General features: G+C 70.3%; 7 protein-coding genes. 2 read left to right on the forward strand and 5 right to left on the reverse strand.

Going from position 1 to position 26,814, the window contains the following annotated elements; all coding sequences use genetic code 11:
* Positions 1-149 precede the first annotated feature (149 nt).
* On the forward strand, positions 150-665 hold the full coding sequence (locus M1M07_RS12410) for a protein tyrosine phosphatase (protein ID WP_248674343.1): 516 nt from the start codon (positions 150-152) through the stop codon (positions 663-665).
* Here M1M07_RS12410 and M1M07_RS12415 read toward each other — a convergent pair.
* Both M1M07_RS12415 and M1M07_RS12420 read right to left on the reverse strand, forming a co-directional pair.
* Entirely contained in the window at positions 633-2,201 is a 1,569-nt protein-coding gene (locus M1M07_RS12415; RefSeq protein WP_248674344.1) for a polysaccharide biosynthesis tyrosine autokinase, read from the reverse strand. The genes M1M07_RS12410 and M1M07_RS12415 overlap by 33 nt on opposite strands.
* Entirely contained in the window at positions 2,201-21,055 is an 18,855-nt protein-coding gene (locus M1M07_RS12420; protein WP_248674345.1) for a non-ribosomal peptide synthetase, read from the reverse strand. Before M1M07_RS12420 ends, M1M07_RS12415 begins: the two co-directional genes overlap by 1 nt.
* A gap of 215 nt (positions 21,056-21,270) precedes the next feature.
* On the opposite strand from M1M07_RS12420, the gene M1M07_RS12425 reads away from it, so the two are divergent.
* Positions 21,271-23,103 (forward strand): DUF4012 domain-containing protein, encoded by a 1,833-nt coding sequence (locus tag M1M07_RS12425; RefSeq protein WP_248674346.1) that lies wholly within the window; start codon positions 21,271-21,273, stop codon positions 23,101-23,103.
* 118 nt (positions 23,104-23,221) lie between these two features.
* Here M1M07_RS12425 and M1M07_RS12430 read toward each other — a convergent pair whose 3' ends face one another.
* From M1M07_RS12430 to M1M07_RS12440, 3 genes are read right to left on the reverse strand one after another with little or no spacing between them, the layout of a single operon-like run.
* Positions 23,222-24,370 carry a polysaccharide pyruvyl transferase family protein gene (locus M1M07_RS12430; RefSeq protein WP_248674347.1) on the reverse strand — a complete coding sequence of 383 codons (1,149 nt, stop codon included), beginning with the start codon at positions 24,368-24,370 and terminating at the stop codon, positions 23,222-23,224.
* On the reverse strand, positions 24,367-25,422 hold the full coding sequence (locus M1M07_RS12435) for a nitroreductase family protein (RefSeq protein WP_248674348.1): 1,056 nt from the start codon (positions 25,420-25,422) through the stop codon (positions 24,367-24,369). The genes M1M07_RS12430 and M1M07_RS12435 overlap by 4 nt, the downstream gene beginning before the upstream one ends.
* A 1-nt stretch (position 25,423) precedes the next feature.
* Entirely contained in the window at positions 25,424-26,806 is a 1,383-nt protein-coding gene (locus tag M1M07_RS12440; RefSeq protein WP_248674349.1) for a flippase, read from the reverse strand.
* Positions 26,807-26,814 lie beyond the last annotated feature (8 nt).

Here is a 26,814-nt window from a genome sequence, read left to right on the forward strand (position 1 = left end):
GCGCCGCTCCAGTGCTCACCCCCGGCGCCCCAAGACGCCCCGATGTTACCCAACGGTCTCGATACGGCATACGGGCAATTGAGGGGACTCGATTCCACCGCTGTGGTACGGCTCCGCGCGGCGGGCCGGGCGGTGCATAGGATCAGGCGATGCGGGTCCTCTTCGTATGCACGGGAAACATCTGCCGATCGCCCACGGCCGAGCTTCTGACCACGGCGTTCGCCGCCGAGGCCGGGCGACCGGATCTCACCGCGCACAGCGCCGGCACCCGCGCCCTGGTCGGTCACGGTATGGAATCGACGGCCGCGCTGGTGCTGCAGCAACTCGGCGGCGACCCGCGCGGATTCACCGCCCGCCGGTTGACCCCGGCCATCGCGGAGGACGCCGACCTCGTCCTGACCATGTCCGAAGCCCATCGCTCGGCGGTGATCACCGCGGCCCCGCGGATGATGCGCGTCACGTTCACCCTTCGCGAGGCAGCCCGGCTGCAGCAGGCCAGTGGCGCCTCGACCGTCGCAGAACTGTCGGCGGCCCGGGTGCACGCGACGGCACCCGGGCTCGACGACATCACCGATCCGATCGGCTGCGACGAAGAGACCTTCGCCACGGTCGGAAGCGAGATCGCAGATCTTCTACTGCCCCTGCTGACCCGGATCCGCGACTGAGCTTCCGTTGAGCGGCCGCATCCGCGCCTGCACCACCGGCCGCTCCCCTGCCCGGGGAAGCACCACCTCCGGATAACTCGGCGCCACCGTGTAGGCGGGGACCGGGTTGGGGACCGGTGCCGCCTCCGACTCGACGCGCGGGGCCGCCACGACCGTGGCTGGGGTCGTCGCCTTGCCGGAATCGTCGGACTCGTAGAAGTACCGGTATTCGTAGGCGCCGGGCCCCTTCGACGGGGTCATCGTGATGATGGTGCCGAGCACCCGCACACCGGCACTATCGAGGTTGCCGACGGCGCGGACCATCTGTTCGCGCGTGGTCTTGCCGTGTCGTGCGATGACGAGTGCGCCGTCCGCGGCGGCACTGAGCACGACCGCGTCGGTCACCGGCAATAGCGGCGACGCGTCGATGATCACGTAGTCGAATCGTGCGCGGAGTTCCGCGATGACATGCTTCGCGGTTGCGGATCCGAGGAGTTCGCTCGGGTTGGGAGGCAGCGTCCCCGCGGCGAGCACCGTCAGATTCTCGAACCGAGTCGGCTGCAGCACATCGTCGAGCCCGGCCCGGCCGGACAATACGGTGCTGAACCCGGCATCGCCGAGCACACCGAGGTACTTCGAGACCCGCGGCCGGCGCAGATCGCCCTCCACCAGCACCACCGAATGCCCCGCCTCGGCGAGCACCAGGGCGGTGTTGATGGCCGTGGTGGTCTTGCCTTCGGCCGGGAGGGCGCTGGTGACGACGAGAACACGGGGCGGGTTGTCCACGTCGAGGAACTGAAGATTGGTGCGCAGCTCGCGATATGCCTCGGCGCTACCGGAATTCGCGTCCCGGAAGACGATCGCCGCCTCGTTCTGACGCTCCTTGTCGAGCGGGATCGTCCCGACCAGGCCGGCACCGGCGATGTCCTCGGCCGTCTTGCGATCCTTGACCGTGTTGTCGAGACGGTCACGCAGGACGGCGGCACCGATGCCGAGCAGAAGACCGACCAGAAGCCCGAGCACCAGATTGCGTTTCGTGTTCGGGGACACCGCAGCGGCCGGGGTGGTCGCGTACTGCTCGACGACGACGCGTGCCGCGGGCGCGCCCCCGTTCTCCGGGGTCTCCAGTTCACGTGCCATCATGACGAATTCGTCGGACAGGGCGTTCGCCAGATCGCGGGCGCGCTCCGGGGACGTGTCCGTGAGCGTGGTGTCGATGAGCACGGTGTCCGGCGCCGACGACGCCTTGACCTTGGCCGCGAGCCCGGCCGGAGTCAGATCGGTGATCCCGAGAGCGTCGAGCGTCCGTCCCGCCACGGTCGTGCCGGTGAGCAGCTTGGTGTACGAGGCGACGCGTTCCTGCGAAAACCGGTTGCCCTGGTAGATCTCGCTGACCGACGCGCCGGACGAGGTCGACACGAACAGCCGCGTCGATGCCTGGTACTGCGGTGTCGCGAGGAGCGAGGCGCCGAGTGCGCCGAGCAACACCACGACCGTCGTCACGGCGATGATCTTCCATCGTGCCTGCAGAATTCGCAGGTAGTCGTGTACTTCCATCAGGGTGTCTCCCTCGTTCCGATGACACTGCTACTACGCCCGGCGGGCGTGAATTGGTGGCAATTACTGTGAAACTGCCCGTGCTGCATCAGCGCGGGCGCGATCCGGCGAAGCGCGTCCGGCGTCGTCAGATCCGAATGTGCGAACGGCAGTGGATGTTCCACCACACCATCGGTTGCGTGGCGGTTCCACGCCGCGGCGAGCGCGGCCGGCCCGCGGTGCTCGGATTCGGCCGTGAAGAGATGGATCTCGCCGTCGTGGACGCCCGGAACATGCTGGCGCAGGGCGGTTTCGACGGTCACCGCGGCGGTGTCCGCACGCTCGCGAACCCGGGCGACGAGAGCGTCCGGCAATCCGGTGGTGTCGATCTCGGATTCACCGTAGGCAGGCTCGGGCACGTCCGGCACCAACTCCGCCGGGAACGTGTCGAGCAGCGCGAGCAGTGCGACGCGGTGTCCCGCCGCGCGCAGCTGCACCGCGATCTCGTGCGTGATCGTGCCGCCGGCGGACCATCCGAGGAGATGATAGGGACCGTCGGGTTGCACGGCGCGGATCCGGTCGACGTAGTGCGCGGCCAACTCCGAGATCGAGCCGGGGATCGGATCGAGTCCGACCGCCTGCAGCCCGTACACGGGTACACCGTCCAGATGCGCAGCCAAACCGGCGTAGCACCAGGCCAATCCGCTGATCGGATGCACGCAGAACAGGGGCCGCACGTCCGGGTCACCCGCCCCGAGAGGCACCAGCACCGCAAGGGGGTCCGGATTCGCGGTCGCGGTGGCGTCGCAATCGATCCGGCGGGCGAGCTCGTCGACAGACCGGGCGTCGAACAACCAGCCGACCGGAACGGTGCGCCCGAGCGCCTCGGACAACTCCCCCGCGACCGCGACGGTGCCGAGCGAACTGCCACCGAGATCGAAGAATCCGCGGTCGGCCGATACCGCACCGACCGGGATGCCGAGGTGCTGCGCGTAGACGGCGGCGACGGTGCGCGCGGTCGGTCCGCTCGGTGGAACGTGGTTCGCGGCGGACCACGAGGGGTCCGGTGCCGGTAGTGCCGCGCGGTCGACCTTGCCGGACGGCTGCAGGGGCAGTGCGTCGACGACGGTGACGGTGGCCGGTCGCAGATGACGCGGCAGGTGCGTGGCGAGCCGGCGGCGCAGACGGTCCGGATCGGGACGGCCCTGGACATACGAGGCGAGACAGATGTTTCCGTCCGCCGCGGGCACCGCGACGGTGACCGCGGCGTCGACGTCCTCGGCGGCGAGCAGCACCGCGTCGACCTCGGCGGGTTCGGTCCGGATACCGTGGATCTGCACCTGGTCGTCGACCCGTCCGACGTGTTCGAACTCGCCGGTGGCGCCGACCCGCACCAAGTCTCCGGTGCGGTACATCCGGCCGCCGGGTTTACCGAAGGGATCGGCGACGAATCGCGTTGCGGTGAGGCCGGTCCGACGGTGGTATCCGCGGGCGAGCCCGGCGCCGGTGACGTACAGCTCCCCCACCGTTCCGCGCGAAACCGGGTGCAGCCGCGCGTCGAGAACGTAACCGGTCGTCCCCGGAACGGGAAGGCCGACAGCCGGTTTCGCCGGGGTATCGGTCAGCGGCCCGGCACACGAGACCATGACGGTCAGCTCGGTCGGCCCGTACCCGTTGAAGAGGCGGTGCCGCGACCAGCGCCGGGCGAGCGCCGGATGCAGGGTCTCGCCGCCCGCCATCACCGTGGCGGGTGGCAGCGTGTCCGGGTCGAGGGTGGCGAGCACGGTCGGCGTGAGGCAGAAGTGATCGACGCGCGATTCGATCAGGAGGCGCTGCAGTGCGGGACCGGCGAACGATTCGTCGTCGGCGATCACCAGCGTGCCGCCGTGCGCGTGCGCGCCGAGCAGTTCCAGAACAGCGGCATCGAATGTGGTCGACGCCGCCTGCAATACGCGGTCGCCGGGGAAGATCCCGAGCCGTCGGCGGTGGACGTCGACGAGCGCGGTGATTCCGCGATGCGGCACCGTCACACCCTTCGGAGTGCCGGTGGTGCCCGAGGTGTAGATGACGTACGCGAGGTCGTCGACCGTCTGCTGCGGTTCCGGCGGCGGGGACCCGGCGTACGAGCCGGTCATGTCGATCCATTCCACCGCCTCGCGGCCCAACCGGCCGGCCGGGGCGGCTTGCGGCACGGTCAGGCCGACGGTCGCACCCGAATCGGCGAGGATCGCCTCGCTCCGCGCGGGCGGCTGGTGGACGTCGACCGACACCCAGGCCGCCCCGGCCCGCGTGACGGCCCAGACGGCGAGCGGCCAGTACGCACCGCGCGGCACCGCGACGGCGACGAGGTCGCCGCGGCCGACCCCGCGCGCCACCAGTTCGGATGCGATCCTCCCGGCGCGCGCGTCGAGTTCGGCGTAGGTCCATGCGACCGATCCGGCCTGCACGGCGATCGCTCGAGGATGGGCGACGGCCGTACCGGCCAGGATCTCCCGCAGGGTTCTCGGGGTCACCTCGGCCGCGCCGATCGGCTCGACGTCGGGGACGGCGAGGTCGCCGACGGGTCGGCCGGGGGTGGCCAGCGCCGCGTCCAGCAGCGCCACGTACTCCGCGAGGAGGGTCTCGACGGTCGTGGCGTCGAAGAGGTCGGTGGCGTAGACGACGCGCAGGTCGAGTCCGTGCGCCTCGTCGCCGGTGTGGTCCTCGACGATCTCCCAGGACAGGTCGAACAGTGCCGGTGGGGTTCCCAGCTCGGTGTCGCGAATGTGCATGCCGGGCAGCTGGGGCACGGGGTTCTCGGCTCCACCGGGGCGATGGGTGAGCATCACCTGGAACAGCGGATGGTGTGCGCTGTCGCGGTGCGGGGCCAGCCGCTCGACGACCTGCTCGAACGGGACGTCGGCGTGGGCGAGCGCACCGAGGTCGGCGGCACGCACCTTGCGCAGCAGGTCGGTGACGGTGGCGGCCGGGTCGACGGGGGTGCGCAGCGCGACGGTGCCGACGAACATGCCGACGAGTGCGGACAGCCGCGGATCGCTGCGTCCCGCGACCGCCGTGCCGACGACGATGTCCGATCGACCGCTGCGGCGGGCGAGCAGCGCCGCGAGGACCGCGTGGAGCAGCATGAAGGTGGTCACGTCGTGGGCGCGGGCGACGGTGCGCAACCGGGTGTGGAACTCCGCGTCGAGGTGTACTGCGGTCGCATCCCCCTCGAACGTCGGCCGGGCCGGGCGGGGACGGTCGGTGGGCAGCGGGAGCGGCGTGTCCGGTACCCCTGCCAGGGTCGTCGCCCAGTAGTCGAGCTGACGGTGCGCCGCCGAGCCGGGTTCGGTGTGGTCTCCGAGGAACTCGTGCTGCCGGCGTGCATAGTCGCGGTAGGTCACCGGCAGCGGTTGCCAGGTCGGCGGCGTTCCGCCCACGCGAGCCCGGTAGGCGGTCTGCAGGTCGGCGAGCAGGGGCCCGACGGAGGCACCGTCGAAGGCGATGTGATGGACCGCAGCGACGAGGATGCGATCGTCGCGGGCGACGTCGAGCAGGCGGATGCGCAGCGGTGGTTCGGTATCGAGGTCGAACGGCGCGGTGAGCGTCTCGGTGACGGCCCGATCCGGGTCCGATGTCGAAATATGTTCGAGGACAGGATAATCCACGAGTGCGAAATTGCCGTCGGGATAGGCGGTGCGCAGGATCTCGTGACGGTCGCACAGATCGCGCACGGCCGTAGCGAGGGCATCGACATCGAGGTCGCCGGTCACGCGCAGGACCACCGGGACGATGTAGCGCGCGTCGGGTTCGGTACGCGACAGCAGCCACAGGCGTCGCTGGGCGGGGGCGATCGGCACCGGGCCGGTCGTGTCGGCGCGCCGCAGCGGCGGCGGCACCGGTCCGGTGGTGACGTGGGCGGCGAGCGCGGCGAGGGACGGCGCCTCGAGGACCGCCCGCGTCGGCACCTCGGTCCCGAACGCGTCCGACAGGCGGGCGGCGAGAACGACCGCGCCGAGGGAATCGCCTCCGGCGGCGATGAATCCGCGGTGCGCGGCCGGACGGATGCCGAGCACGTCCTCGGTGATCGTGACGACCAACTTCTCGGCGGCGGTCAATTCGGGTTCCGCGACCTCGGCTGCTGCCGTGTCGAGCCCGGCCAACGCGTCGAGATCGAGTTTGCCGTTGGGGGTGACGGGCAGCTGCGGCACCACCCGCACTCGTGACGGCATACGGTGCGGCGGAACGATTTCCGCGATCGCGGCGGTGACCTCGTCGGCGGTGACGCCGGTGGCGGCGAACGCGACGAGCGCGTCGTCGACCGCGACGACGGCAGCCTGCCGGACGCCGTCCACGCCGAGCAGCGCAGCCTCGAGCTCGCCGGGTTCGATACGGACCCCACGGATCTTCAGCTGCCGGTCGGTCCGGCCGAGATACGCGAGGGTTCCGTCGGTGCGGCGGTGCACGCGGTCCCCGGTGCGGTACATCCGTTGCCCGCCGGTCGCCGCGACGAACCGTTCCGCGGTGAGAGCCGGGGCGTCGAGGTAGCCGAGCGCCAGCCCGGCGCCCGCGAGATAGAGCTCACCGACCGCGCCATCGGGCACCGGGCGCAGGCGCGCGTCCAGGACGTGTGCGGTCGTGCCGGGAATCGGCTCGCCGATCCCGGCCGCCCCGTGACCGTCGATTTCCGTGAGGGTCGCGACGATCGTCGACTCGGTCGGCCCGTACGCGTCGAGCATCAGCCGGCCCGCGGCCCAGCGTTCGGCGAGCCGGGCGGGAAGGGCTTCACCGCCGGATGCAACGACCCGCAGGTCGGGCAAACCGGCCGGATCGAGGGTGCCCAGCACCGTCGGCGTCGACAGGTAATGGGTGATGCGTTCCTCGCGCAACAGCCGGTGCAGGTCCTGCCCGGCGTACACGTCCGACGGTGCCACGACGAGGGTGGCGCCGGTGGTGTGCGCGAGCAGCACCTCGAGCAGCGCCGCGTCGAACGCCGGGTGGTATCCCTGCAGCACCCGGTCGCCGGGGCCGACGCGGTAGCGAGCCGCGGCCTCGGCCGCCAGCGGTGCGAGTCCCACGTGGGTGACGGCGACCAGTTTGGGGGCGCCCGTCGAACCCGACGTCGCCACGATGTACGCGACGTTCGGCGGGCAGATGCTGGCGGCCGCGGATCCCGTGAAGGCAGCGCCGGTCTTGGTCGCCGCCCACAGGGCGCGGATACGGTCGGCGCTGCGTGTCTCGCCGAGCGTGACGACGCTGCCGGGACCGATTCCCGCGGCACACCATTCGGCGGCGAGCGCATCGGACGCGGCGTCCAATTCCCGGTACGTGAGCGCGATTCCGTCTCCGCGCACGGCCTCTCGTGCGGGGTGGGCCGCGGCCGCCGCGCGCAGGAGGTCGGCGAGGAGTCGCGGCGCAACCGGCGCGCCACCGGTCAGTGACGGGGCGGCGACGTCGAACGGTACGTCGCCGACAGATGCGTGCGGATCGTCCACGAGCCCGGCGAGCACGGCGGTGAACCGCCGGGCCAGCGTCCGGGCCGTGGCGGCGGCGAACCGGGATCGATCGAACCGCAGCGCCGCGAGGTATCCGTCACCGCTCGGGGCGAAGGTGAACTGGAGGTCGAATTTCGGTGTGTCGTCCACGATTTCGCGCGCTGCGATGGTGAGATCCCCGAGCTGCGCGTGGCCGGGATCGAAGTCCTGCATCGCCAGCGCCACCTGCGGCGGCGGTCCCGTGAGCATTCCGGCGAGTTGCTCGTAGGGCACCGTCGCGTGATCGAGGGCCGCGACGTCGAAGGCACGGACCGCTTCGACGAGTTCGGTGAACGACCGGTCGGGAGCCACTGCGGTGCGCAGGATCAGGGTCTCGACGAACGGTCCGACGAGGTCGTCGAGTTGCGCCCAGCGGCGGGTCGACACGACGGCGGCGACCGCGACGTCGTGCTGGGCACCGACGCGGGCCAGCAGCACCGACAGCGCGGCGTGCACGACCATGAACTCGGTGGCGCCCGTCGTGCGGGCGAGCGACGCGACCGCGTCGCGGACGGGGGCCGGAACGGCGAATTCGATCGTCCCCGCGACCGGCTCGCCGCCGGTGTGGTCGGTGGGGAGTTCGGTAACGGTCAGTCCGTCGAGGGCCCGCTGCCAGTGGTCGACGTCCGCGGCGGGAATTCCGCGCGCGTGCTCCCAGAGCGCGTAGTCGGCGTACTGCAACGGCAGCGGTAGCCACCGGGGCGCGTGCCCGGCGGTGCGGGCGAGATAGGCCTCGGCCAGATCCCCGAGCAGCGGTCGCAGCGACGCTCCGTCCGCCAGGGAATGGTCGACGTCGAGATGCAGGACGTGCAGGTCGTCGCCGAGCCGTTCGAGCTCCACCCGGATCGGGGTGTCGGATCGGCCCGCGGTCGTCGGCGCGCGGCCGGAATCGCAGGATCGCACGACCACCGAGGGACGTTCGTGTACCTCCTGATGCACGTCCGTGCCGGCCACGACGTATCGGGTCCGGAGGATCTCGTGCCGGTCCAGCACGTCGCCGATCGCGGCGTCGAGAGCGACCGGGTCGAGCGGGCCGCCGAGCCGGATCTCGGCCCGTAACCGGTACGCCCCCGGGTCGAGGCGGCCGAGTCCCCACAGGCGTCTTTGGGCGCGGCTCAACGGGATGAGCGACGGCCGGGGCGCCACCGCGACCGGTCCGGCGGCGACGTCGAACCCTCCCGCATCGATCGCCGCGGCGAGCGCCTCGACGGTGGGATGGTCGAACACGGTGCGCAGCGGCACGGCGATGCCGGTCTCCTCACGCAGCCGTCCCACCAGGACCGTGGCCAGCAGCGAGTTCCCGCCGACGGCGAAGAAGTCGTCGTCACGTCCCACCGGCGCGCTGCCCCCGAGGACGTCGGCGCAGACACGGGCCACGAGGGATTCGGTTCCGGTCCGCGGTGCGGAGCCACCGCGGCGGGCCGACGCCGGAAGCGCGGCCACGTCGAGCTTGCCGTGCGAGGTGAGCGGCAGCGCGTCGAGGGTGACGACGACGGACGGAATCAGGTGACCGGGCAACGTCCGAGACAACCGGGACCTGGCCTGCCCGGCGTCGACGTCCGCCGGTACGACGTACGACACGAGCGCCCCGTCGCGCACCACGGTCGCGGCCTGTTCGACCCCCGCGAGGCGACGCAGCGCGGCATCCACCTCGCCGGGTTCGATGCGGACACCCCGCAGCTTGACCTGGCCGTCGCTGCGGCCGCGGTACTCGAGGGTGCCGTCGCGGCGCCACCGTGCCCGGTCACCCGTGCGGTACATCCGGCCGTGGTCGGTCGCGACGAAACGCTCCGCGGTCCGCCCCGGTGCCCCGCGATAGCCCTGGGCGAGCCGCTCCCCCGACAGATACAGCTCACCCACCACTCCGACGGGCACCGGCCGCAGCCGGTCGTCCAGCACCACGGCCGCGACTCCGCGCACGGGGTGACCGATCACCGGTGTGTCCCCGGGCGTCAGCGGCGCCGAACAGGTCGCGAAGACCGTGGCCTCGGCGGGACCGTAGCCGTTGTAGAGCGCACGGCCGGTACCCCACCGGGCGACCGCTTCGGCGGGGACCGTCTCGCCGCCGAGCATGAGCACCCGAAGATCCGGGAGGTCACGGGCGGGCAGGCTCGCGAGCACGGACGGCGTGAGGCACGCATGCGTGATGCGTTCGCGGGCGAGCAGATCGCCGAGACCCGCGCCGCCGTAGCTGTCCGGGCCGGCTACCACCAGCGTCGCACCGGCCGTGCCCGCAACGAGCAGTTCGAGCACTGCGGCATCGAAACTCGGTGCGGCGACCTGTAACACGCGATCGCCCGGTCCCGCCGCGAAACGCTCGGTGAGGTCCGCGACGAGTGCCGCGACCGCGCGGTGGCCGATCGTGACTCCCTTGGGATTCCCGGTGGTACCCGAGGTGAACACGAGGTAGGCGGGCGCGTCCGGGTGCGGCTCCGGAACCTCGGCGGGTTCGGCCGCGACCGCGCCGGTCTCGTGGATGTCGAGCCACTGCACCGATGACGGCAACGAGTCCTTCTGTGCTGCAACCCCGTACATCACGCCGTCGAGCATCGCGGCGAGCCGTCCGGTGGGTTGTGCCGGATCGACGAACATCGGCGCGGCACCGAGGCGGGCGATGCCCCATGTCGCGACGACCGTTTCGAGCGACCTGGGCAGGGCGCACACGACGACGTCCCCGGTTCGCGCTCCGGCTGCCCGGAGCCGGGCCGCGAGATCTTCGGCTCGGTCGAGCAGCTGGGGGTAGGTCAGCTCCCGCGACCCGTCGCGCACCGCGCCGCCGGCGCCCGCGCGCGCGGCGCCGGCGGCGAACAACTGCCACAGCGAGTGCGGCTGCGGCGCAGCCGGTCCCACCGCCGGGGCCGACGCGGCGCGTTCCCGGGCGGAGAGCAGGTCGATGTCGTCGATCCGCGTCTCCGGATCCGCGACGACCGCACGCAGGATCGTGTCGAAGCGCTCCGCGAACGTCGCGACCGTATCGTCGTCGTAACAGTCTGCTGCGCAGGCGAATTCCAGCTCGATACCGCTCGCGGTCTCCGTGACCGTGAGCTGCACGTCGAACTTCGCGTGGTCGTCCGGACCCGGCGCGACCGTCACGGCGACACCGGGCAGGACGACACCCGCGACGGCCGGGCGGCGGTGCGACAGTGCCACCTGGAACAGCGGGTGACGTGCCGCCGTGCGCGGCGGATCGAGCCGCTCGACGAGTGTCTCGAACGGCGCGTCCGGGTGGGTGTAGGCGTCGACATCGACGGCACGGACCTGGGCAAGCAGATCCGCGAACCGCACCCCGGGCTCGACCCGGGTGCGCAGCACGAGGGTGCCCGCGAACATCCCGACGACGTCGTCGAGCCGCGGATCCGACCGCCCCGCGACGACGGTGCCGATCGGGATGTCGCGACCGGCACCGTGCCGGACCAGCAACGTCGCGAGGGCCGCGTGCACCACCATGAACACGGTGGCGTCGTGGTCGCGTCCCAGCCGGACCAGCTGCCCGCTCAGGTCCCTGTCCAGGAGCAGCCGGTGAACGGCGGCACGGCCGCTCGCATGGGCGGGGCGCGGACGGTCGCCGGGCAGGGTGACCTCGTCGGGCAGATCGGCCAGGACACGTAGCCAGTGCTCGACCTCGCCGTCGGCGATCGCGTGCTGCCATCGCGCGAAATCGGTGTACTGCAGGGGCAGCGGCTCGAACCGCGGGTGGTGACCGTCGTCGCGCGCGGTGTAGGCGGTGACGAGATCGCGCAGCAGCGGCGTGAGCGACCATTCGTCGGCGGCGATGTGGTGGACGACGACGACGAGCACGTGCCGCTCGGCCGCGAGGCGCAGCAGCCGCATCCGCACCGGCAGGTCGATGGTGAGGTTGAATCCGGCAGAGCAGAATTCGTGTATCAGCCGCTCCGATTCCCCGCCCGGGGCGTCGATCGTCTCGAAGGGCGGACGCGGTACCGGCGACAGAATCTGCCGGTCGGCCTCGGGATGGACCGTGCGCAGCGTGCGGTGCCGATCGAGGACGTCGGACACCGCGGCGGCCAACGCGTCCACGTCGAGCGGCCCGTCGAGGTGCAACACGAACGGCAGGTTGTACGCCGCCGAAGCAGGATCGAACCGGTTGACGAACCACAGCCTCCGCTGCGCCGGTGAGAGAGGCGCCGGAGCGTCACCACCCGCAGTCATCGGGATCCGTGTGCGTCCCCGGCCGGCACGCTCGGCGACGCACTCGGCGAGACCCGCGACGGTCGGGTCGTCGAAGACGTCGCGGACGGTGACGTCGGCGTCGGCGATGCCGCTGAGGCGCCCGGCGAGACGGCTCGCGAGCAGGGAGTTGCCGCCGAGGTGGAAGAAGTTGTCGTCGGCGGCCGGGACGACCTCGGATCCGGTGTCGCGCAGCAGTTCCCGGATCACCCCTGCCACGAGTTCCTCGACCGGTCCGCGCACCGCCCGGCCGCAGGAAGAGGAAGCACCGGGTTCCGGCAGGGCCGCGCGATCGAGCTTCCCGTTTCCGGTGAGCGGCAGCGCGTCCAGCACGACCGCGGCGGACGGAACCAGGTACTCGGGCAGGGTGCGGCGGACCTCGCGCAGCGCATCGGCAGCGGATCCGCCGACCAGATAGGCGACGAGCCGATCGTCGCGCAGGATCACCGCGGCCGCCGTGACGCCCGGGCAGCGCAGCAGGGCCGCTTCGATCTCACCGGGTTCGATGCGGTAGCCGCGCAGCGTGATCTGCTGGTCGGCGCGTCCGAGGTGGTGCACGACGCTCCCGGTCCGGCGGGCCAGGTCTCCGGTCCGGTAACGGCGCGTGCCGCCGGGGCCGGCGACGAATCTGGCTGCGGTCGCTCCCGGACGGCCGCGATAGCCGCGTGCGAGCTGGTCACCGGCGATGTAGATCTCGCCGGCACTGCCGGGAAGTACCGGGCGCAGGGCCGCGTCGAGCAGGTGCATCCCGACCCCGGGCAGCGGTGCACCGACACCCGGCGTCACGGCCGGACCGCACGTGACGTGGACGGCGGTTTCGGTGATGCCGTACATGTTCACCATCACGAGTTCGGGCCGCTGCTGTTGCCAGGATCGGGGCAGCTCGGGGTCGAGCGGCTCCCCACCGAAGACGACCACGCGCAGCGATTCCGGAGGCGCGGTGGCCGCGCTCAGCTGAACGAAAGCCGTCGGTGTCTGGTTGAGCACGGTGACCCCGTGCCGCTCGAGCAGGGCCGCGAACACCGCGGGATCCCGGGCGGTGAGGTGGTCGACCACGACGAGACGTCCGCCGGTGATCAAAGCGCCCCACATCTCCCACACGGAGAAGTCGAAGGCCGGTGAGTGGAACATCGTCCACACGTCCGACTCGCCGAATCCGAAGCGGGAGATCGTCGCAGCGAACACGCTCAGCACGCTGCGGTGGGTGACGAGCACTCCCTTGGGGGCGCCGGTGGACCCGGAGGTGTAGATCAGGTAGGCGCCGTGGTCCGGATCCGCGGATGCGTCGTGGTCGCCGTCCTGCACGAGGGCGGCGGACGGGTCGAGCGTCGGAATGCCTCCGGCCGCGCGGAAATCACTGTCGCACACCACCAATTCGGGACGGGCATCGTCCAGCAGTGCGCGCAGCCGGGCGTCGGGATGGGTGACGTCGATCGGCAGGTACACCGCCCCGCACCGGGCGACCGCGACGATCGCGACGACCAGGTCGACGGTTCGGGGCAGGGCGACCGCGACCACGTCCTCCGGTCCGATGCCGCGCTCGGCGAGCAGCGCAGCCAGTGCACCGGATCGCGCCCGCAGTCGGGCGTAGGTCAGTGCGGCGCCCTCGTCCACGACCGCGACCGCCTCCGGTGTCGCGGCGGCACGGCGGAGGAAGAGTTCGGGCAGCGACCGGCCGTCCGGACGCGGAGCCCGTTCGCTCTCCGGTTCGGCGACCGGACCTCGCGGATCGACCGCTCCGACGGCCGTCGTCGGGTCCGCCGTCACGATCTCGAGGATGCACACCAACCACGCCGCCCACGCCGTGACGGTACCGGCGTCGAACAGGCCGGACGCGTAGGTGAGCGTGCCGTTCAACCCCGCGGGAGCCCCGGTCTCGGACGACGTCTCGCGCAGGGTGATCTCCACGTCCACCCGTGCGGTGTCGGGGGGGATCTCGCGCACGGTCGCGAGGCCCGGAACGGTGCGGGTTCCGGTGTCGAAGGACTCGTAGGCGAGGATCACCTGGATCAGGGGATGGTGGCCGGTCGCGGAGTGGCCGACCGTGTCGACGATGCGATCGAACGGGACGTCGGCGTGGGCGAATGCCTCCAGATCGACGCGGCGCACCTCGGTCAGCAACCCGGCGAACGTCTCCCGTGGATCGACGGTCAGCCGCAGTGGGACCGTGTTCACGAACATGCCGACGACGTCGTCGAGCGCCGCGTCGGTGCGGCCGGAGACAGGGGTGCCGACGACGACGTCGTCGGTGGCGGCGAGTGACGCCAGCAGCAGTGCCAGGGCCGCGTGCACGATCATGAAGGGCGTGACATCGTGGGCGCGAGCGAGTTTCGCCACCGCGGAATGCAATTCGAGGGGGACGTCGAATTCGATGTGGCCGGCACCGGTGTCGGCACCGATCCGAGGGCGGTCGGTGGGCAGTGGGAGCAGGGGCGGGACACCGCCGAGGATTCGCGCCCAGTAGGCGAGTTGTCGTGCGCCGAGGCCGTCCGGGTCCGTCGGTGCGCCCAGCGTCCGGTGCTGCCAGCGCGCGTAGTCGGCGTAGGTCACCGGTAGGGGCGTCCAGCCGGGGGCGACTCCCGCGCGGCGTGCCGTGTAGGCGGCGACGGCGTCGCGTCCCAGCGGTCGCAGGGACAGCCCGTCGCCGGCGATGTGGTGCAGCACCACGACCAGGCGATCCCGGGTGCCGGTGCGGTACAGGCGGATACGAACAGGCGGTTCGGTCGTCAGGTCGAAGGGGCGCCGCGCGAAGTCGGCGATCTCGTGGTCCGGGTCTGCCGCCTCCACGGGAGCGAGCTCGACCGGGATCTCGGGCAGCACGTGCATGCGCGGGCCGTCCGGTCCGTCGGGATGGACGGTCCGCAGGGTCGCGTGCCGGTCGACGACATCGGCGACGGCGGCCTGCAGGGCACCGAGGTCGACGTCGCCGTCGAGTTCGGCGACGAACGCTATGTGGTCGCCGCCGGCACCGGCTGCGGTGTCGACACGGTTGACCAGCCACATGCGTTGCTGTGCGGGGGCGAGTGGTTGTGGGGCGTCGTCGATCTCGCTGACCAGCGGGACGCGCTGTTCCGCTGCGGTGTTCGTGATCGCCTCGGCGAGGTCCGCGACGACCGGGTTCTCCAGGATCTCGCGTACTCCGATGCGCCGTCCGACGATGCCGGCGAGCCGCGCCGCCAACTGGGTCGCGATCAGCGAGTTCCCGCCGAGCGCGAAGAAGTCGTCGCCCGGTGCGACGGTCGGCACGTCGAGCACGTCCGCGACGACCGTCGCGACGAGATGCTCGGTGACCGTGCGGTATCCGTCGCCGTCGGATGTGACCGCGATGTCCGCGACCGGCAGAGCCGCGCGGTCGATCTTGCCGGTCGAGGTCAGCGGCATCGCGTCGAGGACGGTGACCGTGGTCGGCACCATGTGCCGCGGCAGCCGTGCCGCGACGTGCTTCCGGATCGCCTTCGGGTCGACGTCGCCGGAACCCGTCACGAATGCGGCGAGCCGTCCCTCGTGTGCGATCGTGACGGCTGTGGTGATCTGCGGATGCGCGGCCAGGACTGCGTCGATCTCGCCGGGTTCGATGCGGAATCCGCGGATCTTGATCTGCTGGTCGGCGCGCCCGACGAACTCCAGCACCGGTCCCGGGTCGCCGTGTGGGGACCAGCGGACGAGGTCACCGGTGCGATACATGCGTCCGCCGCCGAAGGGATCGGCCGTGAACCGTTCCGCCGTCAGGGCGGGCGCATCGAGATAGCCGCGGGCCAGGCCCGCCCCGACCAGGTACAGCTCGCCGGTGACACCGATCGGGACGGGCCGCAGACGCCGGTCCAGCACGATCGGGGTGACGCCTTCGAGCCCCGTCCCGAGGTTCAGCGGTTCACCGGGCGTCAGCGGCGGGCTGGCGGTGGCCAGCACGGTGGTCTCGGTCGGTCCGTAGACGTTCAGCACGGTGCGGCCCGGTGCCCAGCGCGCCGCGGTCTCCGTCTGCCACGCTTCGCCGCCGACGGCGAGGACCCGCAGGTCGTCGAGACCGGCCGGGTCGAGGCGGGCCGGCACGGACGGTGTCGTGAACCAGTGCGTGATCCGCTCTGCCCGAAGCAGTTCCAGGAGTTCGTCACCACCGAATACGTCGTCCGGTGCGACCACGAGGGTTCCGCCGGAGGCGAGCGCGAGAAGGTACTCGAGCACCGAGGCGTCGAATGCGGGGGCCGCGAAGTGCAGCACCCGTGCGTCCGGCGCCGGCCGGAACCGCTCGACCAGCGACCGTGCCAGCGGCGCCAGTCCGCGGTGGGTGATCACGACGCCTTTCGGCCGACCCGTGGACCCCGAGGTGTACACCAGGTAGGCGGCGTGGTCGGGATGCACGGGGCGTGTCCGGTCCGCGTCGGTGATCTCGCGCATGCATCCGTGCGTGACGAACGGGATCGATTCGATCCCCGCCGGGACCGGGGTGCCCGGGTCGCTGATCGCGTGCCGGACGCCGGAAGCGGCGAGGAGTTCGGCGATCCGCGGGGCGGGCTGGCCCGGGTCTACGGGTACGAACGCGGCACCCGTCAGCGCGATCGCGGCGATCGCGAGCACCGACTCGATCGAGCGGGGCAGCAGCACCGCCACACGGTCCTCCGGCCCGATTCCCCGGCCGAGCAGTTCCCATGCCAGCGGTCGTGCCGCGGAACGGATTTCGACCGGTACTCCACCGGGAGCTGCCACCCGCGCCGGGTTGTCGCCGAGCAGTTGCGCCAGGGTTGCGACGGGACCGGCCGGTGCGAGCACGACCGGTACGGCACCGAGGTCGATGTCGCCGACGGCCTCCGTGGGGTCGGCGGCCACTGCACTGATCACGGTGCCCAGTCGCTGCACCCATCGCGTGACCGTGTCCGGTTCGAACAAGGCGCTGTCGTACACGAGACGCCCGGCGAGCGCACCGTCGCCGGTTTCGCGGACGTCGAGTTCGATATCGAAACGTGCTCGTACGGAGGGGAATTCCTGCACTCTCACGTCGAGTCCGGGAAGCACCGGGTCGGTGTGCGGCAGACTGTCGTAGCTCAGCATCACCCCGAGCGGACCGAACCCGACACTCTCGACGACCTGATCGAACGGCACGTTCGCGTGGGTGAATGCCTCGACGTCGGTGGCACGGACATCGGCGAGCAGGGCGGTGAAGGGCGCCTCGGGGTCGACGGTGACGCGCAGGGCGACGGTACCGACGAACATCCCGACCAGACCGGCGAGGTCGGGATGATCGCGGCCGGCGACACCGGTACCGACGACGACTTCTCGCTCCCCCGTCCACGCGGACAACCACACGGCGACGGCGGCGTGCACGGCCATGAAGGTCGTCGCGTCGTACCGGGCCGCGAGCGTCCGGAGCGCGGCGACCCGGCGGGCGGGCACGGTGAACTCGACGGAGGCCGGAGCTCCGGGCGTTCCGGTACGGGGACGGTCGGTGGGCACCGAAGGCGCGGAATCGAGCCCGGCCAGAGCGTCTTTCCAGTACTCGAGTTCGCGATATGCGAGAGCGGCCGGGTCGGCGGGGTCTCCGAGCCGGTCCCGGTGCCGGCGCGCGTGGTCGTGGTAGTGCAGCGGCAACGGGGTCCACGGCGGGGCGTCACCGCAGCGCCGCGCGGAATACGCGGTGGCGAGATCCACCGTCAGGGGAAGGAACGATGCACCGTCCACCGCGACGTGGTGCGCGACGACGACGAGCACGTGCCGGTCCGGACCCGTTCGCAGCAACCGCATGCGCAGCGGCACGTCGCCGGCCAGGTCGAACGGCGCCGCGGTCCACTGCCGGACCAGCGCCTCCACGTGGTCCGGAGCCGCCTGGACCGGAACGATGCGGAAGGCGGCAAGCGCCTCGGCGATCGGCAGGACCCGCTGCACGGGCCCAGCCGACGACAGCGGCAGGACGGTGCGCAGCACCCGGTGGCGGATCACCACATCGGTCAGCGCGACCTGCAGGGCCGGGACGTCCAGATCCCCGTCGAGATGCAGAACGAACGGCAGGTGGTACGCGCCGGTGTCACCGTGTGCGCGGGCCTGCAGCCACAACCGGTACTGGGCGGGTGCGAGCGGCGCCGGCCCCGGTTCCTCGGACCGGACATCCGGATCGACCGCGCGCGGTCGCTCGGCGGCGGCCGCAGCGAGACGAGCGACGGTCGGATGGTCGAAGACGTCCCGCAACCGCACGTCGCGCCCCAGCGCGGAAGCCAGGTCCGCAGCGAGTTGTGTTGCGGTGAGCGAATGTCCGCCGACGACGAAGAAGTCGGTGTCGGCCCCCACGCCCTCGACCCCGGTGATCTCGGTGAACAACCGGGCGACGAGCGTCTCGTTCGGTCCGGCCGGGGGTCGATGTCCGATCGCGGGTTCGATGGTGGGGGCGGGCAGCGCACGCCGGTCGATCTTGCCGCCGGGCGTCAGCGGCAACGCCTCGAGGACCGTCGTCGTCGCCGGCCTGAGGTGGGCAGGCAGCCGCCGGGCGAGCCGTGCCGTCACCTCGGCCACGTCGACGACCGCCGATTCGGCAGGAACGACGTACGCGGCGAGGCGATCACCGTGCACGACGACCACTGCCGCGGTGATCTCGGCGAACGAGGTGAGCACCGCTTCGATCTCGCCGGGTTCGATCCGCCGACCGCGGATCTGCACCTGGCGATCGGCGCGTCCGAGGAAGTCGAGGCGTCGTTCGCCGGTGTCGGGGTCCCGGGTCCAGCGCACGAGGTCGCCGGTGCGGTAGACCCGCTCCCCCTGCGGTCCCGCGACGAACCGCTCGGCGGTGCGAGCCGGAGCATCCAGATAACCTCGGGCGACCCCCGGTCCCGCGACATACAGTTCGCCCACCACACCGGCAGGGACGGGGTGGAGCCTGGTGTCGAGCACGTAGGCGGCCGTGCCGGCGATCGGACGCCCGATCGGCACTCCGGAACCGGGTCGCAGCGGGTCACTGACCGTCGCCAGCACCGTGGTCTCCGTGGGGCCGTAGGCGTTGAGCAGGATCCGGCCGGGCGACCAGCGGTCGGCGACCGCCGCGGACAGGGCCTCGCCGCCCGAGTCGACGACCCGGAGGTGGGGCAGGTCCGCTTCCGGGGTGGCGGCCAGGATCGCGGGGGCCGTGATCGCGTGGGTGATCGCCTCCCGTCGGAGCAGATCTGCGAGCGCGGGACCGGCGACCGCGTCGGCCGGGCAGATCACCACGGTCGCGCCCGCGTCGAAGGCGAGCAGCAGTTCCTGCAGTGACGCGTCGACCGTGGGCGCGGCCAGGTGGAGCACGCGCGATTCGCGATCGGCGCAATACTTCTCGCGCAGGGTCGCGACGAGCGAGGCCACTCCCCTGTGGGTGACGGCGACCGCCTTCGGCACACCGGTGGACCCGGACGTGTGGATGACCCAGGCGGGATGGTCGAGGTGCAGGTCGCGGAGCCGGTCCGCCGGAGTGAAGGGAGCGGCGCGTCCGGTGGACGGCGCTACGAGGGTGACGTGCGCGGGCAGCACGACGTCCCGCCCGGCGACCACGATCTCGGCGGAACGCAGCAGTTCGTTCAGGCGCGCCCCGGGCAGATCCGGGTCGATCGGCGTATAGGCCGCGCCGGTCTTCGCAACGGCCCACAGTGCCACCACCGACTCCACCGAGCGGTGCAGGATCACCGCGACCCTGTCTTCGGGTCCGGCTCCGGCTGCGACGAGCCGTCGCGCCAGGTCGTTCGAACGGGCATCGAGCTCGCGATAGGTCAGGGACGACGTGGCATCGCGCACCGCGATCGCGTCGCTGTCGGCATGGGCTGTGAGCAGATCCGGCAGCAGTTCCGGTGCCGCTGCCTCGGGGCCGTGCGCGGGAACCAGCCCGGCCAGGTCCGCCGCATCCCCGAACGGTAGGTCGCCCAGTGCGCGATCGGGATTCGCGACGAACCGGGCCAGGTGATCGAGGAACAACCGGTGGTGCCGAGCGAGTGATTCCTCGCTGTAGAGCGCGGGATCGGCTTCGAAATCCACCCGGACGGTGCGGCCGGCGACGCCCGGATACACATTGACGGACAGATCCTCGATCGGCCCGGTGGACTGTACGTGGAAGTCGCCGACGATCTCACCGAAAGTGATCTGCGGGTGGAACATCATCAGGTTGACGACCGGGCCGAACGCGCTGCGGGTATCTCCGTGCTCCCGGCCGAGCTCTCGCAGGTCCGCGAGCATGTCCTCGTACCGGTAACGCTGGTGCCGCAGGGCTCCCGTCAGCTCCACCTGCACCCGCCGGATCAGCTCGGTGGGTGTCAGGCCGGGATCGACCTGCAGCCGCAGCGGCACGACGTTGGACAGCGTTCCACCGGACCGGCGCAGCGACGCGGTCGTCCGCGCCGAGACCGGAAGGCTCAGTACCACATCCGACGTTCCGGTGGTTCTCGCCAGATAGGCGGCGAAGGCGGAAACGACGACGGGCACATCCGTCGAGTTCACCTCGTGTGCAAGGGCGGCGACGGCCCGGGCCGTGGCGGGCTCGAGCAGTGCTCCGGTGTGCCGGCACGGCATCCGTGGCGGCGCCGATCCTTCCGGCCGAGACGACCCGTCCGCAAGCGACAGCGGATCGGGCAGATCGGCGAGTCGCTGCATCCAGTGCGCCCGGTCCCGCAGGCGCCGATCCGAAACCTCGTACGCGGCATCCATCTCGCGCAACCGGGCGACGGTGAGGCCGCGGAAAGGTGGTGGCTCGGCACCGTCGACCCAGGCCGTGTACAGCTCGGCGCTGCGCTCGAGCATCACCATGGCGCCGTGCCCGTCGAGTGCGATGTGGTGGGCGTAGCTCGACAGGAAGAACCTCTCGTCGGCCAACTGCAACAGTGTCGTTCCGATGAGCCTGTCGCGCAACGGATCGAGACGACGGGAGTACGTCCGGGTCATCCACCGGTGCGCTGCGCTCTCCGGATCCTCGGATTCGCGGAGATCGACGTAGCCGACCGAATCCGGGACGTCCGGCCGGACCGTCTGATACGTGTGGTTTCCGATTCTCTCGAGGAAGAGAAAGCCGGACTCGACGTCCCGCGCGGCCTGCTCACACGCCGTGCGGATCAGCCGTGTATCGAGATCGCCTCTCAGTTCGACATATTGGGCGATCGTGAAGGGTACTTCCGGCTGCAGTTCCTGGGCGTACCAGAGACCGCGCTGGACCGAAGACAGCAGAGTACGACGCACTGTCCTCCCCTCACATCGCCCGACAACGACAAACCACGGACGAGTGGAACACGAAGAGACCTCCCCGACCGAGATCGCGACGAAGCCTCCCAACAACGTCGACGACCGATGGTTCGCAAGTGTACTTATCGTTGGCCATCGACACCACTTGAACGACCGGCGATTCGAAACTCGGTTATGGTCTGCGACGAGAATTCTGAAGGGGTTGTGTTCGCATGAGCGATATTACCGATGGGTCACATTCACCCGGGCGACAGCGGCGCAAGGTCAGACGCAGACGCACCGAGGAGGAGATCACGCGATACCGCCGACGGCGCGCCGCGGTCCGAATCTCGTGTGGCGCAGCCGTTTGCCTCGTGGCCGGTACGGCAGCATGGCTGGGATACGAGGCACTGCAGGCCAAATCGAGCCTGGAGCAGGCGCGAGACTTCGCTGTCCGGTCCAAAGACGCTCTTCTGTCCGGCGATTCGGAAACAGCGATTCTTGCGGCGGAGGACGCGAACCGGTACGCACAGCGCGCCCGGGATGCCACGCATTCGCCACCGTGGCGGATCGCCGCCGCCGTGCCGTGGCTCGGAAGTCCGCTTTCGGCAACCGCGCAGATGTCGGAGGTCGTGACGGGCCTCACATCCGAGGTACTGCGACCGGTCGTCGACGCGGGCTCCGCCGTCTCCCCCGATCGTCTCTTTCTGGACGGCGCCCGAATCGATTTCACCGCTCTCGGAGCTGCCGCGCCGATCCTGGACGCGACATCCGAGGCGATGACGAACCTCGATGCGCAGGCCCGGAGCGTCGACGGCACCTATGTGGGGGCTGTCGATCGCGCCCGTACCCAGCTGCAGGAGCAGACGGCGGAACTGAAGGGCCTCCTGGAGAACACCGCCGTCGCGGCGCGGATCGCACCCGCGATGCTCGGCGCCGAGGGGCCCCGCAGCTATTTCCTGGGTTTTCAAACCAATGTCGAAGCGCGCGGGTCGGGCGGCCTGCTGGGAGGATTCGCGATCGTCCGCGCCGAGGACGGCCGTGTCCGCGTCGACGACGTGGCGAGCAACCGCGAGCTTCGCCCGGACTATGCACCGATCGACCTCGGCCCGGACTTCACGCGGCTCTACGGGCAGAGCCGGCCGACGCAGGACTTCCGAAACAGCAACGTCAGCTCGCATTTTCCCTACGCAGCCCGGATCTGGCAGTCGATCTGGCAGCAGGAATCGGGAGAGCTCGTCGACGGAGTGATCGCGACCGACCCCGTCGCCTTGAGTTACGTCCTCGAGGTCGTCGGCGCCGTCACGATGCCGGACGGCGAGAAGATCACCGCCGAAAACGTCGTCGAACTCACCGGATCCACCGCATACGCGCGATTCGGCGACGATCAGAAGGCCCGCAAGGAGTACCTCGAGACCGTCGCCGGGAAGGTCGTCCAGAAGCTCACCGGTGACATCGCCCGGCCGCGAGCACTGCTCCAGGCTCTCGGTCGCGCAGCCGGTGAAGGCAGACTCGCCGTGTGGAGTTCGCACGGTGCCGAACAGGACGTGCTGGCGGCTACCGCACTCGGACACACCGTGCCCGACGATCCGGCGCCGTATGCCGGTGTCGTGGTGAACAACCTGGGTGGCAACAAGCTCGACTACTACCTGGAACGGGAGATCTACTACACCGCCGGCACCTGTGACGGGAAGACCCGCACGTCGACGGTCACCGTTCGGCTGACGAACGCTCTGCCGGCCGGCGAGTACACCACCTATGTGGCAGGGATGTTCGACAATCCGATCGGCGCACCTGTCGGTACCAACCTGACCGACCTGTCGTTGCTGGCGACCCACGGTGCCCGGCTGAACAGGGTCACCGTCGACGGCAGGCCGACGTTCGCTTTCACCGGAAGCGAACTGGGACATCCCGTTTTCGGCGTCCAGGTTCCCGTCCTGCAGGGCGCGACGTCCGAGGTCGTCTACGAGCTGACCGAACCGGCCGTCGCGGGCGAAGCGAGAGTCCCCGTGCAGCCCCTCGTCGACGATCCGGCGGTGACCGTGTCGGTACCGGACTGCGGGTAGGAGCCGGCGCGATCCGAGTGTGCCCCGGCCTCGGCAAGAGACGGGGCACACTCGGCGCGCCCGGCCGGGTGCGTCCACGGCCGGTCGCAGAGCGCGGACGGTCTGCCCTCCGCCGCACTCAGAGTTCGATGCGCTTTTCGATATCGTCCCACATCTGTTCGGTCTCCGCCTTTTTCATGATTGCGAGCTCCGACACAGATTCCCTGATGCGCTGGATCTCCTCGAGCCGCCGGCTCAGGAAGGTGTCGACCGAGTTCGGGTTCTCGTACGGATCCATCACCAGCCCGGAGACATCGTATTCCTCCGAGAGCCACTTGTACTTGTGGCTCCACCCGTGGACGAGCCCGGGAACTCCTTGGCTCAAAGCACTGACGAGGGCGTGGAATCGTCCGGAGACGATGAACGGCGCCTGCCCCAGAAGCCATTTCGACTGCCGGCCGTCCAGACCCTCGATCACCGGCATCCCTCCGCACGTCCCGGCGAGCGTGTGCAGCAGGTCGGCGTCGCCGCCGCCCTCGTGGCACAGCCCGTACACCTCGTAGTCGTGCGCACGAAGCACCCGGACGATCTCCTGGAGATTGCGCATGTAGTCGTCCTTCGAGCCACCGCGCGCAGCCGCCCGTTTCGCGATGTTCCAGTTGGGAACGATCGGCACCATCCCGCGCAGATGCGAGAGACCACGCGGCTCCTCCGGTGCGAGCGCGGTCGTGAAGTCCGTTGCCACCGCGATCTTCTCGTAGGCAGACCGGGATCGAGCGGCTCCCTTCAGGAACCGGGCGGAGTCCGGGTCCCGCGCGTAGACGAGTTCGCAGGAATCCAACAGGTCGGCGACGGGCTCGGTCACCTGCTCGAGCGGGCCGAACGCCTGCGGCAGCAGTACGACCGGGACACCTCGGTCGGACCATCGGATCAGATCGTCGGCCCGGCGCCGCAGATCGAGGTGGGCCCACTCGTCGCTGAACACGAAACCGGACACGTCGAACACCGCGTCGATTTCCGACCCGACCACGAACGGCATCCGGTGCCGCAGTCCGCTCAGACGTTCGGGGTTTCCTCCCCACACGCGAATCCGCAGCTTGGGGAACTCGAGCAGTGAATCGAGCCCCACCCATCGCTTCGCACGTTCGGATCCCGTCTGCATCGCGATGACGGGCTGGGCACCCCACCTCGACCGAATCTGCTCGGCGGCGGCGCAGAGCATCAGGTAGGCACCCTGATTGGTGAAATTGCCGCCCGTGATCAGGATGTTCTTGCGTCGCTTGCTCATCGCGGATCTCCTTCGACGTTGCCCACGTACTGTCGGATCGAGTCCAGGTCCCGCTTGCCGGAACCGGGTACAACGGTGTTCGGGAGGGCGCGGCCGTAGGCGATCAGCATCACGGTCCGCTCGTAGCGCTGCAGGCCCAGGATCCGTGCGATGCGCGCGTCCGCATCCGCCGAGTCCGGCCAGTTGATGCAGCAGGTCGAGACACCCTGCGCCTGCATCGCCATGAGGAAGCCCATGGACGCCAGCGCGGAGTCGACGTAGATCAGGTGACGGTCCCGGGTGTGGGCGTACGCCGACAGGTCACCGACCACGACCACCAGCCCGACGAGGTTCTGTGCGTATCCGGCTGTACCGCCGGGAATCTCCGCGATCCTGCGGACCGTGTCGCGGTCGTCCACCACGACGAATCGGTAAGGCAGGCGGTTGCACGCGGACGGTGCCTGCATGCCCAGGGTGATCGCCCGATCGACGAGGGAACGATCCACGGTCTCCGAGTCGAACCATCGCACCGACTGGCGGGCATGTGCGAGCGAGAGCAGTTCGTCGTAGGTCGGCAGCCGCTCGGAACCGGCGCGTTCGGCATCCAGGACCGGCACGGGGCCGGCGTAGTTCCGGGAGCGCGGGCCCACGTTCAGTTGCTTGTACGTCTCGCGTGCGCGGCGTATCTCGGGTGACGGACTCTCCTCCGTCGCGGCGAAGTACGCGTCGAGCGTGTCCGCCACCCACGCGCAGGTCACGGTGTCGAGCAAATCGGCCGCCGTGCACGCTTCCACCGCGGCGACGAGATCCTCAATGTATCCGGCCGCGAAGGTCTCCCGCCGCGGAATCATCGAGATGCCCTTCTCGAGCATGTGAATGTGCCGTCGGACGTAGTAGACCTCGCGACCGGAGCGACGTGCGCTGTGGTGCTTGCGCATCCCGGCGTAGACCGCCACGATCTCGCGCGCGAAGGCGCGTCGTCCGAAGAAGTCCGCCAGTGCCACCGCGAGAAAGAAGCGCTGGGCAACGGTACGCCGGAGCGAGCGGAACACGGTCACCGATCGATCGAACATTTCAAGACTCCACTCTCTGCGAACCGGCACGGGCGAGGATGCGGCTGACCGGTGCCACCCAGGCGCGGGACATCTGGACCGCCACCGGCCAGGTCGATCGGGACAGGAAGGTGAACAGGTACACGGACATCACGTAGGACGCGGTACTCGCCCAGGCAGCACCGACGGCCCCCCACTTCGGAACGAGCAGCAGGCACAACGCGACGGTCGCCACCGCCCCGAGCCAGTGCCTCCCCACCGAGATCCAGAGGTTCCCCTCCGCGATGATCCACTTACTCAGCACCGAGGACATGAACATGAACGGCACAGCCAGCGCCTGGATCCTCAGCAATGCCGCCGCATCCTCGTACTCGGCGCCGAACGCGGTCACGACGACGACGTCCGCGAGGACGTACAGGAGCACGGCGATGGCGATGCCCGCCCACAGCGCGCCGTCGAACGAGCGCTGCAGCCTGTCCCGGTATGCGGAACCGCCACCACTGTCACGATCCTTCCGGCGCGCTTCGAGCAGGGCCGGGAAGGTCGCGGTCATATAGGCCATGGGCAGGGCCAGGCACACGTCCATCACACGCTGCGACACCGCGAACATCGCCACACCGGTCGCGCCGACGAGGATCTGGACGACGATCAGGGACGCCCGCAGGTTCACCTGCTGGGCGATACCGGAGATCAGCAGCGGAGAGGACCGCTTCCACAGGTCCACCACGTCGCGGGCACCGGGCACTGCGAACGCTCGCCCGCTGGTCACATCCCGGCGATAGCAGACCAGAACGGCGACGCTGCCGGCGAACAGTTCGGCCACGTACAGTGCCACGATCACGGTGACACCGGATCCGAGCCACAGCGCAGTACATTTCGCGGCGAAGAAGACTGCTCCCACGATGATCTTGGCGAGGGCCGGTTTCCGTGCGTTCAGCCGGGCCTGGTACCAGAGTTCGGGCGCATCGAGCACACGACCGAACACCGCCACCGCCGCCAGCGCGACGAGAAGGAACTCGTCGACACTCGTTGCGGTGCTGCCCATGAAGCCCAGCAGGGCAACGAAATAGAACGCCACCGTGGCCTCGCGCACGATGATGATCGAGCACGTGACGGTTCCGGGCTCCCGGCTTTCGCTGTACCTCTTGATCGCCAGGCCGTACAGGCCCGCGAGTCCGATCGCGATGCCGAGACCGGCCAGGGACATGGCGTAGCTGTAGACGCCGAAGTCCTCGACCGGCAGTGTCCGGGCCAGGATCACACTCAGCAATCCGACGAACAGCAGGTTGCACACCTGCTGCAACGAGGCCCAGATTCCGTTGGAGGCAGCGCCGTCCCGCAAGCGATCACGGATTCTGCGCATCTTCGTGGCGGGGTTCGCTGCCTCCGCGTCGACGGTGTTCATCTCGTCGG

It is taken from the genome of Rhodococcus sp. HM1 (assembly GCF_023218075.1).
In the GTDB taxonomy this organism is placed as follows: domain Bacteria; phylum Actinomycetota; class Actinomycetes; order Mycobacteriales; family Mycobacteriaceae; genus Rhodococcus.

Coding starts and splice junctions, on each gene's coding strand:
- M1M07_RS12440 (WP_248674349.1), bottom strand. CDS start 26,806: ATGAACACCGTCGACGCGGAGGCAGCGAACCCCGCCACGAAGATGCGC.
- M1M07_RS12435 (WP_248674348.1), bottom strand. CDS start 25,422: ATGTTCGATCGATCGGTGACCGTGTTCCGCTCGCTCCGGCGTACCGTT.
- M1M07_RS12415 (WP_248674344.1), bottom strand. CDS start 2,201: ATGGAAGTACACGACTACCTGCGAATTCTGCAGGCACGATGGAAGATC.
- M1M07_RS12425 (WP_248674346.1), top strand. CDS start 21,271: ATGAGCGATATTACCGATGGGTCACATTCACCCGGGCGACAGCGGCGC.
- M1M07_RS12410 (WP_248674343.1), top strand. CDS start 150: ATGCGGGTCCTCTTCGTATGCACGGGAAACATCTGCCGATCGCCCACG.
- M1M07_RS12430 (WP_248674347.1), bottom strand. CDS start 24,370: ATGAGCAAGCGACGCAAGAACATCCTGATCACGGGCGGCAATTTCACC.